This window comes from Variovorax gossypii (genome assembly GCF_003965815.1).
In the GTDB taxonomy this organism is placed as follows: Bacteria; Pseudomonadota; Gammaproteobacteria; order Burkholderiales; family Burkholderiaceae_C; genus Variovorax; species Variovorax gossypii.
This window is the reverse complement of record NZ_RXOE01000009.1, coordinates 32,965-46,703: the sequence shown is the minus strand read 5'-3', so window position 1 is coordinate 46,703 and position 13,739 is coordinate 32,965. Positions and strand designations below refer to the sequence as shown.

Genomic DNA, 13,739 nt, shown 5'->3' with positions numbered 1-13,739 from the left:
CGCTACCGCAGCGCCCGCACGTCGATGCGAAAGCGCAGTTCCGGCGTGCCGCCGAGCCCGGGCAGCTTGACGAATTCCTCGACCAGCACGCCGCCGTTGGCACGGATCACCTGCTGCGAGGCGATGTTGCCCGGGTCGGTCGTGATGTCGACGTGGTCGAGGCCCCTGGCGCGCGCCTCGGGCAGCAGGGCGCGCAACGCGGCCTTGGCGTAGCCCCGGCCGCTCTTCCACGGCACCACGGCGTAGCCGATGTGGCCGAGGCAGTAGTCGGGCAGGGCGCTGGTGCCCGGCTGCCAGCGCAGCTGGATGCTGCCGCAGAACTCGCCGTCCCACATCCAGCGCCGGTAGCCCGGCAGGCGGGGCACGGTGTCGCCGTCGGGCAGCGCGACGGGCGGGCCCTTGGCCTCGGGGTCGACGAGGCTGGCCAGAAAGCCTTCGGGGTCGGCGTGGATCTGTGCAAGGTCTTCCCGGCCCGCTTCGGGCCGAAGGTTGTTGGGCGACCAACCGCGCTCGAGCGCGGCGATGTAGCTGGAAAGATGTTCCCGCGAGGGCCAGACGAGTTGCATGGAGAGTCTTTTCCTTCAGTAAGAGCGCAGCGAGATGCCCCAGCGCTCGCCGGTCCTCACGACGATCCACAGGTTGACGTGCGTGCTGAGCACGGCGTCCGCCGCGTCGCGCCGCGTGTAGGTCACGACGAAATGGACTTTGTCGTTGCCCGCCAGCACCGGCTCCTTCTTCTCGTACTGCGTGCGCGCCCAGCCGGTGGCCTTCAGTGCCTCGAAGAAGCCGGGCGGGTGCTGGCCCGGGCCGACCCAGTCGAGCCGCTGCGCGCCCGACAGCATCACGTGCGGAAAGTGCAGCTCGGCGTCCATGCCGCGGGTGTCCGATGCGTTGAATGCGGCGGTGAAGCGGTCGAGGCAGGCAGAGGCGGCGTCGACCGCCGCGGCATGGAGCTCGCCGGAAGGCGGCGGCGCGACGAAGGCGGAGAAATCGGAGCGGGCGGTCATGCCGCCGATGGTAGGCCAAGGCCCGGCATCGCAACAAATGCAACGCAGTTGCATTGGATTCATATAATGCAATCCTGTTGCATATATGGAGCCTCCTCCCATGGCCAACCGCCTCCCCGTCACCGTGCTCTCCGGCTTTCTCGGCGCCGGCAAGACGACGCTGCTGAACCACATCCTCCACAACCGCGAAGGCCGGCGCGTCGCCGTCATCGTCAACGACATGAGCGAGGTCAACATCGACGCCGCGCTGGTGCGCGACGGCGGCGCCGAGCTCTCGCGCACGGACGAGAAGCTGGTGGAGATGAGCAACGGCTGCATCTGCTGCACCCTGCGCGAAGACCTGCTGCTCGAGGTCAGGCGCCTCGCGAAGGAAAAGCGCTTCGACCAGCTCGTGATCGAGTCCACCGGCATCTCGGAGCCGCTGCCGGTGGCCGAGACCTTCACCTTCGCTGGCGAGGACGGCAAGAGCCTGTCCGACGTGGCGCGGCTCGACACCATGGTGACGGTGGTCGACGCCTTCAACTTCCTGCGCGACTACGGCTCGCCCGACAGCCTCGGCCAGCGCGGACAGTCGCTCGGCGACGAGGACACGCGCACCGTGGTGGACCTGCTGATCGAGCAGATCGAGTTCTGCGACGTGCTGGTGGTGAACAAGACCGATCTCGTCTCGCCCGAGGAGCGCGAGCGGCTGATGGCGATATTGCGCAGCCTGAACCCGCGCGCACGAATCGAAGTCTCGGAGTTCGGCCGCGTGGCGCTCGACCGCGTGCTCGACACCGGCCTCTTCGACTTCGAGCAGGCCGAGCAGGCGCCCGGCTGGCTGGCCGAACTGCGCGGCGAGCACGTGCCCGAAAGCGAGGAATACGGCATCCGCAGTTTCGTCTACCGCTCGCGGCTGCCGTTCCACCCGATGCGCTTCTGGAAGCTGGTGCAGAGCGAATGGGAGGGCGTGGTGCGTTCCAAGGGCTTCTTCTGGCTCGCCAGCCGCGCCACGCGCGCGGGCTCGTGGTCGCAGGCCGGCGGCGCATGCCGCTACGGCGCGGCGGGCTTCTGGTGGGCGGCGGTGCCGCGCGAGCACTGGCCGACCGACCCCGATGCGCTGGAACTCATCCGCAAGAACTGGGACCCGGCCACCGGAGATGCCCGCCAGGAGCTGGTGCTTATCGGCATCGGCATGGACGAGGACGCCCTGCGCGCCCAACTCGACGCCTGCCTGCTCACGGAGAACGAGATGCGCTTCGGCGCCTCGTGGTGGCAGAACTTCCCGGATCCGTTCCCGTCCTGGAACGTCTAGAGAGCGGCTAGCGGGCGCAGTCGCCGCAGGTGCCGTGCAGGGTGAGGGCGGTGTGGCGGGTGTCGATGCCCTGCTTGCGCAGCGCGCGCCCCAGTCGGCCCATCACCTTCGGCAGCTCCGGGTCGGAGGGCAGCGCCAGCACCTTGTGGCACTGGTCGCATTCGAAGGTGTTGCCCGACTCGGCTTCCACGTGGCGCGAGAAGCGGTTGACGCGGTCGGCGCCCACGCGGCGGTCGCACAGGCCAGCCTCCACCAGGCGGTCGAGCACGCGATAGACCGTCACCCGGTCGGGCGCCTCGCCGGCGGTGGCGGTGTAGGCGGCGGCCACTTCCTCGTGCGTCAGGGGTTGCGAGCTGTGCTCGATGAGCTCGAGCACGGTCTGGGCGGCGCGCGTCACGCGCAGGCCGCTCTCGCGCAGCAGCGTTTCGCTGTCGAACGGGGCGGCGCGCGGGGGCTTCGGGTGCGAGGGCGTTGTCTTCATGCGGTCTTCTTGCGAAACGCCATTGTGTTGCATCCCGGGGCGCCATGGGTAGCGGGCGGCCGAATCGCCCGCCTGGCATGCCAGATAATCGCCGCCATCTCCGAGACAGACAGACCACCGGGCGGCACGAACAGCATGGACACAGAGCGGGACGGCGACGTACTCAGCCATGTGCTTGCGACGTACAGGTCCGAAAGGGCCGTGACCGCGCGCTTCTCGCTGTCCGCCCCATGGTCGCTGCACTCGAGCGGCGTCGCCGGCCCGCTGATCCGCATGTGCACCGGCGCGCCGTACTGGATCGCGGTGGACGGCGCCGAGCCGGTGCAGGTCGCGCCGCACGACATCGCGATGCTGCCGCAGGGCGGTGCGCACACCGTGTCGTCAGCGCCGGGGCTGGAGCCGATGCCGTTCCGCACGCTGATCGAGGCGAACTCGGTCGGCCGGCATGGCGACCATCCCATCGTCTTCTCGCACGGCGGGGGCGGTCCGGCCACCGAGCTCTTCTCGCTGCACCTGTGGATGCCCGCACAGGGGCTGGGCTCGATCATCGGCAGCCTGCCGCCGCTGATCGTGCTGCGGCAGGCGCAGATTCCCACCACCGCCTCGCTCGCGCAGGCCATGGAATCGCTGGTGAACGAGACCGTCGCCCAGCGCCCGGGCTGGCAGCTGTCGGCGGCGCGCATGGCCGACCTGCTGCTGGTGCACATCCTCTGCGAGCACCTCTACGCCCAGCCGCAGGCGCAGGAGCACGGCGGCAGGTTCGGCAGCCTGCGCGGGCTGGACGACGAGAGCATCGCCCGCGCGATCTCGCTGATGCACGAGAAGCCGGGGCACCCGTGGTCGGTCGCCTCGCTGGCGCAGGCCAGCTACCTGTCGCGCACCGTCTTCAGCGAACGCTTCCGCGCGCTGGTGGGCGTGACGCCCATGCACTACCTGGGCTCCTACCGCATGACGCTGGCGGCCGAGAAGCTCAAGAACCGGCAGCTGAGCCTGCACCAGGTGGCCGAGGCGGTCGGGTACGAGTCGGAGAAGGCGTTCTCGCGCGCCTTCCAGCGCTGGACGGGCATGACGCCCAGCGCGTACGCGCGCCGGGCCGAAGCGGACTGAATCCGCTTCCCCGTACGCCCGGTGCCCAAATCCGGCCTGCCGGAGGTTGAGGCAGCCGCGCACGCGCCGAACAATCGGCGCATGGCCACCACCCCACGCAAGAGAGTCGTTCCCGAAGTCCGCAACCCCGCGCTCGAGCTGTCGCTGGTGAAGCCCATCGCCACCGGCGACAACACGCAGCGCGCCACGACCGTGCGCGACACCGACGGCGAGCCGCTGACCGCCTTCGAGGGCACCAGCAACCCTTACCTGGAGCACCAGCGCAACGACCTGCTGCTGAGCCTGCAGCACATGCGCAGCGAAGGCCACGACGAGATGGTCTTCATGTGCATCACGCACTGCAAGGAGCTCACCTTCAAGGCCATTCACTACGAGCTGGCCAACATGCAGGCGCGCGTGCGGGCCGACGACGTGGCCGGCGCGCTGCAGCTGGCGCCGCGCGTGAAGGCGCTGCTCGAATTCCTCGGCAAGACCTGGGACGTGCTCTCGACCATCACGCCGCACGAGTTCAACCAGTTCCGCAACACGCTGGGCATCGCCTCGGGGCAGCAGTCGTACATGTACCGGCACGTGGAGTTCATCCTGGGCAACAAGTCGGTACCGCTGGCGCGCGCGCATGCCAACAACCCCGACGTGTGGCTCTGGATGGAGCGGGCTCTGAACTCGCCGAGCCTCTACGACGACGTGCTCGCGCTGCTGCACCGCCGCGACATCGCCGTGCCGCCCGAGGCGCTGTCGCGCGACTGGTCCGCGCCCTACGTGACGAACCCCGGCGTGGAGGCGGCATGGCTGTGGGTGTACGGCGATCCGACGCCCGAGAACGAGCTCTACCGCCTCGGCGAGGCGCTGATGGACATCGCCGACGTGTTCTCGCAGTACCGCTGGCGGCACTTCGTGTCGGTCGAGCGCATCCTGGGCTTCAAGCCCGGCACGGGCGGCTCGGCCGGCGTGGGATGGCTGCGCAGCGTGGTCGACCACCGCTTCTTTCCCGAGCTGTGGTCGGTGCGCACGCAGCTCTGAGGCTGCCTCTTTTTCTTTCTCCTGGAGTTCCTGTGTTCGATCGACTGCCGGCGTACGCCGACGACCCCATCCTCGGCCTGTTCGAGACCTACAAGGCCGACCCGCGACCCGACAAGGTCAACCTCGGCATCGGCATCTACTGCGACGAAGCGGGGCAGGTGCCGGTGCTCGAATCGGTGCGGGCGGCGCGTGAGGCGGGCGCGGGGGCGCACGGCCCCAGCGTCTACCTGCCGACCGAGGGCGACGAGGCTTATCGCCATGCCGTGCGCGAACTGGTCTTCGGCGGGAACACCGGGAACATCGTGGTGGTGCAGACCGTCGCCGGCACCGGCGCGCTGAAGGTCGGCGCCGATTTCCTGAAGGGCGTGCTGCCCGATGCCGCGATCTGGATGCCCGACCCGACCTGGGCCAACCACGAGGCCATCTTCGCCGGCGCGGGATTCAGCGTCGAGAGCTATCCGTACTACGCGAAGGCGACTGGGCGCTTCGACCTCGACGGCGCCGTCGCGGCGCTGCGGAAGCTGCAGGCCGGCAGCGTGGTGCTGCTGCACCCGTGCTGCCACAACCCGACCGGCGTCGATCCGTCGCAGGCAGAGTGGCGAGCGCTGCTCGACGTGATCGAACAGCGCGGCCTGCTGCCTTTCTTCGACATGGCCTACCAGGGCTTCGCGCACGGCGTGGACGAGGACGCATGGGCGGTGCGCGAATGCGTGCGGCGCGGCATCGCCTGCCTCGTGGCGAGTTCGTTCTCGAAGATCTTCTCGCTGTATGGCGAGCGCGTGGGCGCGCTGGCCGTGCACGCGTCCTCGGCGGACCAGGGGCGGCTGCTGGGGCAGCTCAAGCTGGCGATCCGCCGCAGCTATTCGTGCCCGCCGGCACAAGGGGCTGCGCTGGTCGAGGCCGTGCTTTCGAACGCAGCCTGGAACGCGCAGTGGCGCGCCGAACTGGACGCCATGCGAGCCCGCATGCGCGCGATGCGCACGGGCCTGCACCGCATGCTGGGCGAGGCCCTGCCTGAGCAGGACTTCGGCTTTCTCGTCGAGCAGAGCGGCATGTTCAGCTACTCGGGGCTGTCGGCCCGGCAGATCGCGGCGCTGCAGTCGCGCCACGGGGTCTACGTGGTGGGGTCGGGGCGCATCTGCGTCGCGGGGCTCAACGAGTCGAACATCGCCCGCGTCTGCGAGGCGCTGGCCGACGTGTGCGGTGGCGAGGTGGCGCGATGATGCAGGCGGCACGGGTATTGATCGTCGGCGCGGGCATCGCGGGCTGCTCGGCCGCCATCGCGCTGGCCGACCGGGGCTTTCGCGTCACGCTGGTCGAGAAGCAGGCCGAGTGGCGCTTCCAGAGCTCGGGCATCTTCATCTACGGCAACGGGCTGGAGGCGCTGCGCCGGGTCGGGGTGCTGCCGGAGATCCTGCAGGCGGGCTTCTCCATCGAGGACGGCCGCAACGTCTACCTCGACCACCACGGCGAGCCCATCGTCGACGTGTTCTATCCGCGCTCCAGCGGCGGCGCGGCGCCCATCGTGGGCATCAGGCGCGCGGAGATGCATCGCATCCTGGCAGCGCGGCTCGATGCGCTGGGCGTGGAGATCCGGCTGGCGACCACCGTGACGAAGATCGAATCGCCGGAAGGCAGCGATTGCGCGGAGGTCGTGTTCTCCGATGGCACGGCGCAGCGCTTCGACCTCGTCGTCGGCGCCGATGGCATCCGCTCGCAGCTGCGCGAGGCCGTCGCCGGCCCCATCGCGCCGCGCTACACCGGCTTCGGCGTCTGGCGCAGCGTGCACGAGCGGCCGCGCGAGCTGGACGCCAAGATCATGATGATGGGCATCGGCAAGCGACTGGGCATCATGCCGATCAGCGACGACAGGCTCTACATCTTCGGCACGGTGAGCGAGCCGGCCGGGCGCTGGTATCCGAAGGAGGACTGGCCCGCGCGTATGCGCGAGCGCTTCGCCGAGTTCGGCGGGCCGGCCCGGCAGTTCCTCGACCAGCTCGACGCCGGGTCCGAGGTGCTCTACACGGCGGTCGAGGAAGTGCAGGCGCCGCTGCCCTGGCACGCGGGCCGCGTGCTGCTGATCGGCGATGCGGCGCATGCCTCCACGCCCTTCATGGGGCAGGGCGGGGCGATGGCGGTGGAAGACGCCGTGGTGCTGGCCGACATGCTGGCGCGCGACGGCATCGGCGAAGCCACGCTGCGGGCGTTCGGCGAGCGCCGGTTCCCGATGTGCCGCTTCGTGCAGGACGCTTCGCGCAGGGTCGGCGAGGCGGGCGCGCTGGAAGACGCGGAAAGCTGCGCCCGGCGCAACGCCGCCATGCGCGAGGGCGCGCAGCAGCAGGTCGATGCCTTCTATGGCCAGCTGGCCGGGTTCGCGGCGCCGCATATGCCGGAACCGGCCTAAGCATCTGACAAATGGGTCGTTCGCTTGCGGGCGAGGGCGCGACAGAATCGCGCCCTTTGTCTCCTGCAACCGAAAGTTCGTCATGCGCGCCCATTCCCCTTTGTCGAAGCTGCTGAAACCCGCCCTCGTGCTGCTGGCGTGTGCTTCGCTGGGCGTGGCCGCTCAGGCGCAGACGGCCGCGGCGGCCTATCCGTCGAAGCCGGTGCACATCACCGTGGCGAACACGCCCGGAAGCTCGCCCGACGTGCTGGCGCGCTACCTGGGGCAGCGGCTGTCGGAGCAATGGAAGCAGCCGGTGGTGGTCGACAACCGCGCCGGCGCGGCGGGCATCCTGGCAGCCGACGGGCTGGCCAAGGCGCAGCCCGACGGCTATTCGCTGCTGGTGGGGGCGGACGGCCCCATCACCATCCTTCCCAACATCCAGGCCGGTCTTCCCTATGACGCGCGGCGCGACCTGGTGCCGGTGGTGTCGCTCGGCCAGATCGACTTCGTGCTGGTCGCCAACCCGAAGACGGGTTTCCGCACGGTGGCCGACTTCGTGCACGCGGCGAAGGCCCGCCCGGGGCACATCAACTACGCATCGGCCGGCAACGGCAGCCCGCAGCAGCTCAGCATGGAGCTGCTCAAGCAGAAGGCGGGCATCTACGTCACCCACATCCCGTACCGCGGCGGCCCGCTGGGCATGCAGGACGTGATCGCGGGGCAGGTCGACGTGATGTTCATCGCGGTCGGGCCGGCGCTGCCGCACATACGCAGCGGCCGGCTGGTGGCGCTGGGCACCAGCGGCGAGAAGCGCCATGCGCTGCTGCCCGAGGTGCCGACCGTGGCCGAGAGCTACAAGGGCTACCGCTCGGGTACCTGGTTCGGCCTGTTCGCGCCGGCGCGCACGCCGCAGCCGGTGCTCGACGCCATCGCCTCGGAGGCCGGGCGCATCGTGCAGGCACCGGCCGCCCGCGCCGAACTCGCGGCGCAGGGCATCGAGGCCACGGGCTATCCGCAGCGGCAGTTCCAGACGCAGGTGTCGGCCGAGTACGAGCGCTATGCGCAGATCGTCAAGGCCGTCGGCATCAAGGCCGAATAGCAACGTTTCGCCCCTCGAGGTAACGGCAGGGCCGCACATCGAAACGATGTGCAAGTCGGCCTACCGGCCGTTTCGGAGGCCCGGGCCGGGATGCGCTAAGGTCCGGGCATCCGAGTTCCCGAATACCTTCGCCCGACCATGTCCCGTCCTCCCATCGAGATCGAAACCGCCCCCAACCCCACCGCCACGGTGATCGTGATGCACGGCCTCGGCGCCGACGGCAACGATTTCGTGCCCATCGCCGGCGAGCTCGACCTCTCGGTCGTGGGGCCGGTGCGCTTCGTGTTCCCCAACGCGCCCGTCATGCCCGTGACCATCAACGGCGGCTACCAGATGCCTGCCTGGTACGACATCGTCGTGCCCGACCTCGAGGCTGAGGAAGACGAAGCCGGCCTGCGCCGCTCGCAGGCGACCGTCGAGGCCGTGATCGCAGGCGAGAAGGCCCGCGGCATCGCCGCCGACCGCATCGTGGTGGCCGGCTTCTCGCAAGGCTGCGCGATGGCCCTGATGACTGGCCTGCGCCACACCGAGCGGCTGGCCGGCATCGTCGGCCTCTCGGGTTACCTGCCGATCGCGGCCACCACCGCGGCCGAGCGGCATGCGGCCAACCACGAGACGCCCGTTTTCCTCGCCCACGGCCGGCAGGACCCGGTGGTCCCCTATGCGGCGGCCGTGCGCACGCGCGAGGCGCTCGGCGCGCTGGGCTATGCCGTCGAATGGCACGAATACACCATGGCGCACTCGGTGTGCATGGAAGAAGTCGCCGACCTGAACCGCTTCCTGCTGCGGGTGCTCGGCTGAACCTGAATCAACGCTCGCACGAAGGAGCCGCAAAATGATCCTCGTCATCGGACACGCGCTGGCCAAGCCGGACACCCTGCAGGCCATGCTCGCCATCAGCACCGAGCACGTGCTGCGTTCGCGCGCCGAGCCCGGCTGCATCTCGCACGAGGTGTCGACGGACGTGCAGGAGCCGCTGCGCCTGACCTTCGTGGAGCGCTGGAGCGACATGGACGCGCTGCAGGCGCACTTCCGGGTGGACGCCTCGCGCGCCTTCGCCAAGGCGCTCTCGGCCATGGCCGAGGGCACGCCGGAAATCCATGTGTACCGGTCGGAAGAGATCGACCTGTCGGCGGGCCGCTCCAGGGTCTGAGCGGGGCCCGGAATGCCGGCAGCTATCAAAAACATAGCGCGCAACAGGGTAGCCAGCCCCGGGATTCCCTGCACGAGCAGTGCCCGCTTGCCCGTGCTACCTTCCTGCCCCTCAGAAGATTGATGGGTCATAACAATATGAGCAACAGATTGCAGGAGAGGTTGGGTGCACTTTCAGCCGTACGACTGAAGGGCATGCGACGCGGAATCGAGAAGGAAAGCCTGCGCGCGCTGCCGGACGGCAAGCTCGCGCTCACGCCGCATCCGCTCGCGCTGGGCTCCGCGCTCACGCATCCGCACATCACCACCGACTTCAGCGAATCGCAGCTCGAACTCATCACGGGCGTGCACGCGGACGTCGATTCGGCGATCGAGGAACTCACGCGGGTGCACCAGTTCACCTACCGCGTGCTCGACGGACTTGGCGACGAGCGCCTCTGGGTGTCGAGCATGCCCTGCGGCCTGCCCACCGACGAGACCATTCCGATCGGCCGCTACGGCTCGTCGAATGTGGGGCGCGCCAAGAGCGTCTACCGCATGGGCCTGAGCCACCGCTATGGTCGACGCATGCAGACCATCTCGGGTATCCACTACAACTGGTCGCTGCCCGACGTGTCGAGCGAACAGTATTTCGCGCTCATCCGCAACTTCCGCCGCCAGGCCTTCCTGCTGCTGTACCTGTTCGGCGCCTCGCCGGCGCTGTGTTCGAGCTTCGTGGCGGGCCGCCCGCACGAGCTGCAGCCGCTGGGCGACGGCAGCATGTTCATGCCGCACGGCACCTCGCTGCGCATGGGCCGCCTGGGCTACCAGAGCGACGCGCAGGCCTCGCTGGCCGTGAGCTACAACAGCCTCGAGGGCTACGGCGCCTCGCTGCAGGACGCGCTCACGCGCCCGTGGCCGGCGTACGAGGCCATCGGCATCCGCAACCTCGGTGGCGACTACAACCAGCTCGGCACCAGCCTGCTGCAGATCGAGAACGAGTTCTACGGCACCATCCGCCCCAAGCGCGTGATCAACCCCGGCGAGCGCCCGCTGCATGCACTGCGCGAGCGCGGCGTGGAGTACGTCGAGGTGCGCCTGATGGACCTCGACCCCTTCGAGACCGTCGGCATCAACGCGCAGACCATGCGCTTCATCGACGTGTTCCTGCTGCACTGCCTGCTGAGCGACAGCCCCGACGACACGCCGCAGGAAATCGCCGACCTCGCGCAGAACCAGCACCTCACCGCCGCGCGCGGCCGCGAGCCGGGCCTGAAGCTGCGGCGCAACGGCGCCGAGGTGACGCTGGCCGACTGGGGCCTGGAGCTGGTCGAGCAGTGCCTGCCCATCGCCGCCGCGCTCGACGCGGCGCAGGGCAGCGGCACGGCGCATGCCGATGCGGTGCGCGCCGCCAGGGCCGCGCTGCAGGACCCCGACAGCCTGCCTTCGGCGCGCGTTCTCGCGGCCATCGAGAAGGAGCACGGCAACTCCTTCATCGGCTTCGTGCGTGCCCGCTCCGAGCAGACCCGCGCCACGCTGCTGGGCCTGCCGTTCTCGGCGGCGCAGCAGGCGGAGTTCGAGCAGATGACGGCCGAGTCCATCCAGGAGCAGAAGCGCATCGAGGCGGCCGACACCATGCCCTTCGAGATCTACCGCGAGCAGTACGTCTCGCCCGCGCGACTGGGCATGCCGCGCAGCCGCGCGGCGGTTGCCGCCTGACTCCTTTCCTGACGCGCTGGCGACTGGGGCAGTCGCGCGCGGGCTGCCTCGCGGCCGCTTTCTGGGGTAAAACGCCACGCTGCCGACCGCCGGGGAAGCCAACCCCGGCACGGCAACGAACAATGGCAACTCCCATGGAAGGCGACACAGAGACATGAGCAACGGCAGCAGCAACCTCGATTTCAAGGGCCGCGTGGCCATCGTGACCGGCGCGGGCGGCGGCCTGGGCCGCCAGCATGCGCTGGCACTGGCGGCGCGCGGCGCGAAGGTGGTGGTCAACGACCTGGGCGGCGCGCGCGACGGCTCCGGCGGTTCGGTGAGTGCCGCGCAGGCGGTGGTCGACGAGATCAAGGCTGCCGGCGGCGAGGCCATTGCCAACGGCGCCTCGGTCACCGACTTCGAGGCGGTGCAGGCCATGATCAAGGAGGCGGTCGATGCCTGGGGCCGCGTCGACATCCTCGTCAACAACGCCGGCATCCTGCGCGACAAGAGCTTCGCCAAGATGGACCTCGCCGACTTCAAGCTGGTGGTCGACGTGCACCTGATGGGCGCCGTGAACTGCACCAAGGCCGTCTGGGCGCTCATGAACGAGCAGAAGTACGGCCGCATCGTGATGACCACCTCGTCCACCGGCCTGTACGGCAACTTCGGCCAGAGCAACTACGGCGCCGCCAAGCTTGCGCTGGTGGGCCTGATGCAGACGCTGAGCATCGAGGGCGCGAAGAACGACATCCGCGTGAACTGCCTGGCGCCCACCGCGGCCACGCGCATGACCGAGGACCTGTTCCCCAAGGAAATGCTCGAGGCCTTCCGCCCCGAGGCCGTGGTGCCGGCGATGCTGGTGCTGGCCGCGCAGGACGCGCCCAACCGCACCGTCCTCTGCGCGGGCGCCGGCACCTTCGAGGCCGCGCACATCACGCTGACGCAGGGGGCCTGGCTGGGCATCGAGGCCGACACGCCAGAGCAGCTGGCGGCGCGCCTGTCGGAGGTGACCGACCGCGAAGGCGAGGCGGTGCCGCAAAGCGGCGCGGCACAGGGCGCGAACGAAGTCGCCAAGGGCATGGCGAACGCGAAGCGCATCTGATCCCGGCACCGTGTTCATGGCGCTTGACCTAGAGCGCACTCGAGCATTTCCAATGAATTCACCGGGTATCCGGTTCATTCAACAAGAGGAAATCAAGCCATGAACACGATCGAGAACAAGGCCCTGGTCCAGCACATCCACGACGAGCTGGACAAGGGCAACGGCCGGGCCTTCGTCGACAGCCTCGCCGACGACGCGAGCTGGAAGCTCGAGGGCAGCACGGCGTGGTCGCGCACCTACCGGGGCAAGAAGGCGATCCGCGAGGAGCTGCTCGACCCGCTCTTCGCCCAGTTCGCCGCGCCCTACAGAAGCAGGACAGAGCGCGTCATCGCCGAGGGCGACCGGGTGGTGGTGCTCTTCAGCGGCGACGTGCCCACCAAGGCCGGCAAGCGCTACAACAACCGCTATTGCTACGTCTACCGACTCGAAGGAGGCAAGGTGAAAGAGCTGACCGAGTACTTCGACACCGCGCTGGTGCAGGAGGCGCTGCAGCCCCCGCCGGCTTCGCCGGCGACCGCCCATGCCGGCTGACACCGGCACGCCCTTCCACATCGGCGAGCTGGCTGCGCGCACCGGCCGCACCGTGCACGCCATCCGCTGGTACGAGACGCAGGGCCTCGTGCCCGGCGTGGCGCGCGACGAGGGCGGCCGGCGGCTGTACGTCGAGCTTCACGTGGGCTGGCTCGACCTGATGGAGCGGCTGCGCCGCACCGGCATGTCGATCGCCGAGATGCGCGAATACACCGCGCTCGCGCTGCAGGGCAAGGTCACGCTGCGCGAGCGGCGCGACATGCTCGCGGCGCACCGCGAGCGCGTGAACCAGACCATCGCCGAGTGGAAGAGGGCGCTGTCGCTCGTCGATCGCAAGATCGACTTCTACGACGAGTGGATGACCAGCGGCCACCGCCCGCCGCTCATTGCCGCGGAGCCCTCCGCCGTGCCCGCCAGGCGCGGGCGCGGCGCTACTCGGCGATGAAGTTCGGATCGGTGCGGATCGAGCCCCGGTCCCGGTGGTTGTGAAGCCGCCCCAGTGTGTTCTCGATCAGGCGCTTCAGCTTGTCCGACGCGCCCCGGAAGGCCTCGTCGAGGCTGGCCGCGTGCTGCGTCACCGCCAGCGGCTGGTGGTGCGCCAGGCGCGCCTCCATCACGCAGCACTTGTCGCCGCTGCCGGCCTTGTCGTGGTTCTCGTCGCTCAGGTGTACCTCGACGCGCGTCACGTCGTCGACGAAACGGCTCAGGTTCTGCTTGATCTCCGCATCGGCCCAACGCTCCAGCGCGTCCTTGTTGGTGATGCCGTTGCTCGTGTTGACCTGTATCTGCATTCAGTGTCCCCGCTGGATGGATGAACGAAAGCCCACTGTGCGCCATGAGGCGCCGGAGGGTGCGTAGGTCTATTCCCTACCCGCGCGCC

16 protein-coding genes are annotated in these 13,739 nt (G+C 69.3%); 12 read left to right on the top strand and 4 right to left on the bottom strand.

Annotation, left to right across the window (positions count from 1 at the left end):
* Positions 1-2 precede the first annotated feature (2 nt).
* Together EJP69_RS25355 and EJP69_RS25350 are read right to left on the bottom strand one after the other, a co-directional pair.
* A complete protein-coding gene (locus EJP69_RS25355) occupies positions 3-566 on the bottom strand; it encodes a GNAT family N-acetyltransferase (protein ID WP_126473033.1) in 564 nt (187 codons plus the stop codon).
* A gap of 15 nt (positions 567-581) precedes the next feature.
* The gene (locus EJP69_RS25350; protein WP_126473031.1) at positions 582-1,007 is read right to left on the bottom strand and encodes a hypothetical protein; all 426 of its coding nucleotides are present in this window, start codon (positions 1,005-1,007) and stop codon (positions 582-584) included.
* 100 nt (positions 1,008-1,107) lie between these two features.
* On the opposite strand from EJP69_RS25350, the gene zigA reads away from it, so the two are divergent.
* Positions 1,108-2,301 (top strand): zinc metallochaperone GTPase ZigA, encoded by a 1,194-nt coding sequence (gene zigA / locus EJP69_RS25345; protein ID WP_126473029.1) that lies wholly within the window; start codon positions 1,108-1,110, stop codon positions 2,299-2,301.
* Between the two features lie 7 nt (positions 2,302-2,308).
* Here the strand turns inward: zigA and EJP69_RS25340 are convergent, their stop codons facing one another.
* Positions 2,309-2,782: a Fur family transcriptional regulator gene (locus tag EJP69_RS25340; RefSeq protein WP_093204376.1), complete on the bottom strand. Its 474-nt coding sequence runs from the start codon at positions 2,780-2,782 to the stop codon at positions 2,309-2,311.
* Positions 2,783-2,917: 135 nt separating this feature from the next.
* On the opposite strand from EJP69_RS25340, the gene EJP69_RS25335 reads away from it, so the two are divergent.
* The 11 genes from EJP69_RS25335 (at position 2,918) to EJP69_RS25285 (ending at position 13,304) form a co-directional block, all read left to right on the top strand.
* A complete protein-coding gene (locus EJP69_RS25335) occupies positions 2,918-3,889 on the top strand; it encodes an AraC family transcriptional regulator (protein ID WP_126473027.1) in 972 nt (323 codons plus the stop codon).
* 81 nt (positions 3,890-3,970) lie between these two features.
* Positions 3,971-4,909: a tryptophan 2,3-dioxygenase gene (locus EJP69_RS25330; protein ID WP_126473026.1), complete on the top strand. Its 939-nt coding sequence runs from the start codon at positions 3,971-3,973 to the stop codon at positions 4,907-4,909.
* Between the two features lie 32 nt (positions 4,910-4,941).
* Positions 4,942-6,132, top strand: a complete 1,191-nt coding sequence (locus EJP69_RS25325; protein WP_126473025.1) for an amino acid aminotransferase — start codon at positions 4,942-4,944, stop codon at positions 6,130-6,132.
* Positions 6,129-7,313 (top strand): FAD-dependent oxidoreductase, encoded by a 1,185-nt coding sequence (locus EJP69_RS25320; protein WP_126473023.1) that lies wholly within the window; start codon positions 6,129-6,131, stop codon positions 7,311-7,313. Before EJP69_RS25325 ends, EJP69_RS25320 begins: the two co-directional genes overlap by 4 nt.
* Before the next feature lie 82 nt (positions 7,314-7,395).
* Positions 7,396-8,394, top strand: coding sequence for a Bug family tripartite tricarboxylate transporter substrate binding protein (locus tag EJP69_RS25315; RefSeq protein ID WP_093300847.1), 999 nt, complete (start codon positions 7,396-7,398; stop codon positions 8,392-8,394).
* Between the two features lie 138 nt (positions 8,395-8,532).
* Positions 8,533-9,195, top strand: a complete 663-nt coding sequence (locus tag EJP69_RS25310; RefSeq protein WP_126473021.1) for an alpha/beta hydrolase — start codon at positions 8,533-8,535, stop codon at positions 9,193-9,195.
* 34 nt (positions 9,196-9,229) lie between these two features.
* A complete protein-coding gene (locus EJP69_RS25305) occupies positions 9,230-9,547 on the top strand; it encodes a putative quinol monooxygenase (RefSeq protein ID WP_093204392.1) in 318 nt (105 codons plus the stop codon).
* Positions 9,548-9,684: 137 nt separating this feature from the next.
* Entirely contained in the window at positions 9,685-11,244 is a 1,560-nt protein-coding gene (gshA, locus tag EJP69_RS25300; RefSeq protein WP_126473019.1) for a glutamate--cysteine ligase, read from the top strand.
* Positions 11,245-11,398: 154 nt separating this feature from the next.
* The gene (locus EJP69_RS25295; protein WP_126473017.1) at positions 11,399-12,328 is read left to right on the top strand and encodes an SDR family NAD(P)-dependent oxidoreductase; all 930 of its coding nucleotides are present in this window, start codon (positions 11,399-11,401) and stop codon (positions 12,326-12,328) included.
* 99 nt (positions 12,329-12,427) lie between these two features.
* Positions 12,428-12,859 carry a nuclear transport factor 2 family protein gene (locus tag EJP69_RS25290; RefSeq protein WP_126473015.1) on the top strand — a complete coding sequence of 144 codons (432 nt, stop codon included), beginning with the start codon at positions 12,428-12,430 and terminating at the stop codon, positions 12,857-12,859.
* Positions 12,849-13,304, top strand: a complete 456-nt coding sequence (locus tag EJP69_RS25285) for a MerR family transcriptional regulator (RefSeq protein ID WP_126473013.1) — start codon at positions 12,849-12,851, stop codon at positions 13,302-13,304. Before EJP69_RS25290 ends, EJP69_RS25285 begins: the two co-directional genes overlap by 11 nt.
* On the opposite strand, the gene EJP69_RS25280 is transcribed toward EJP69_RS25285, so the two are convergent.
* Positions 13,291-13,650 (bottom strand): HPF/RaiA family ribosome-associated protein, encoded by a 360-nt coding sequence (locus tag EJP69_RS25280; protein WP_093204408.1) that lies wholly within the window; start codon positions 13,648-13,650, stop codon positions 13,291-13,293. The two genes, EJP69_RS25285 and EJP69_RS25280, sit on opposite strands and share 14 nt — an antisense overlap.
* Between the last annotated feature and the right edge of the window lie 89 nt (positions 13,651-13,739).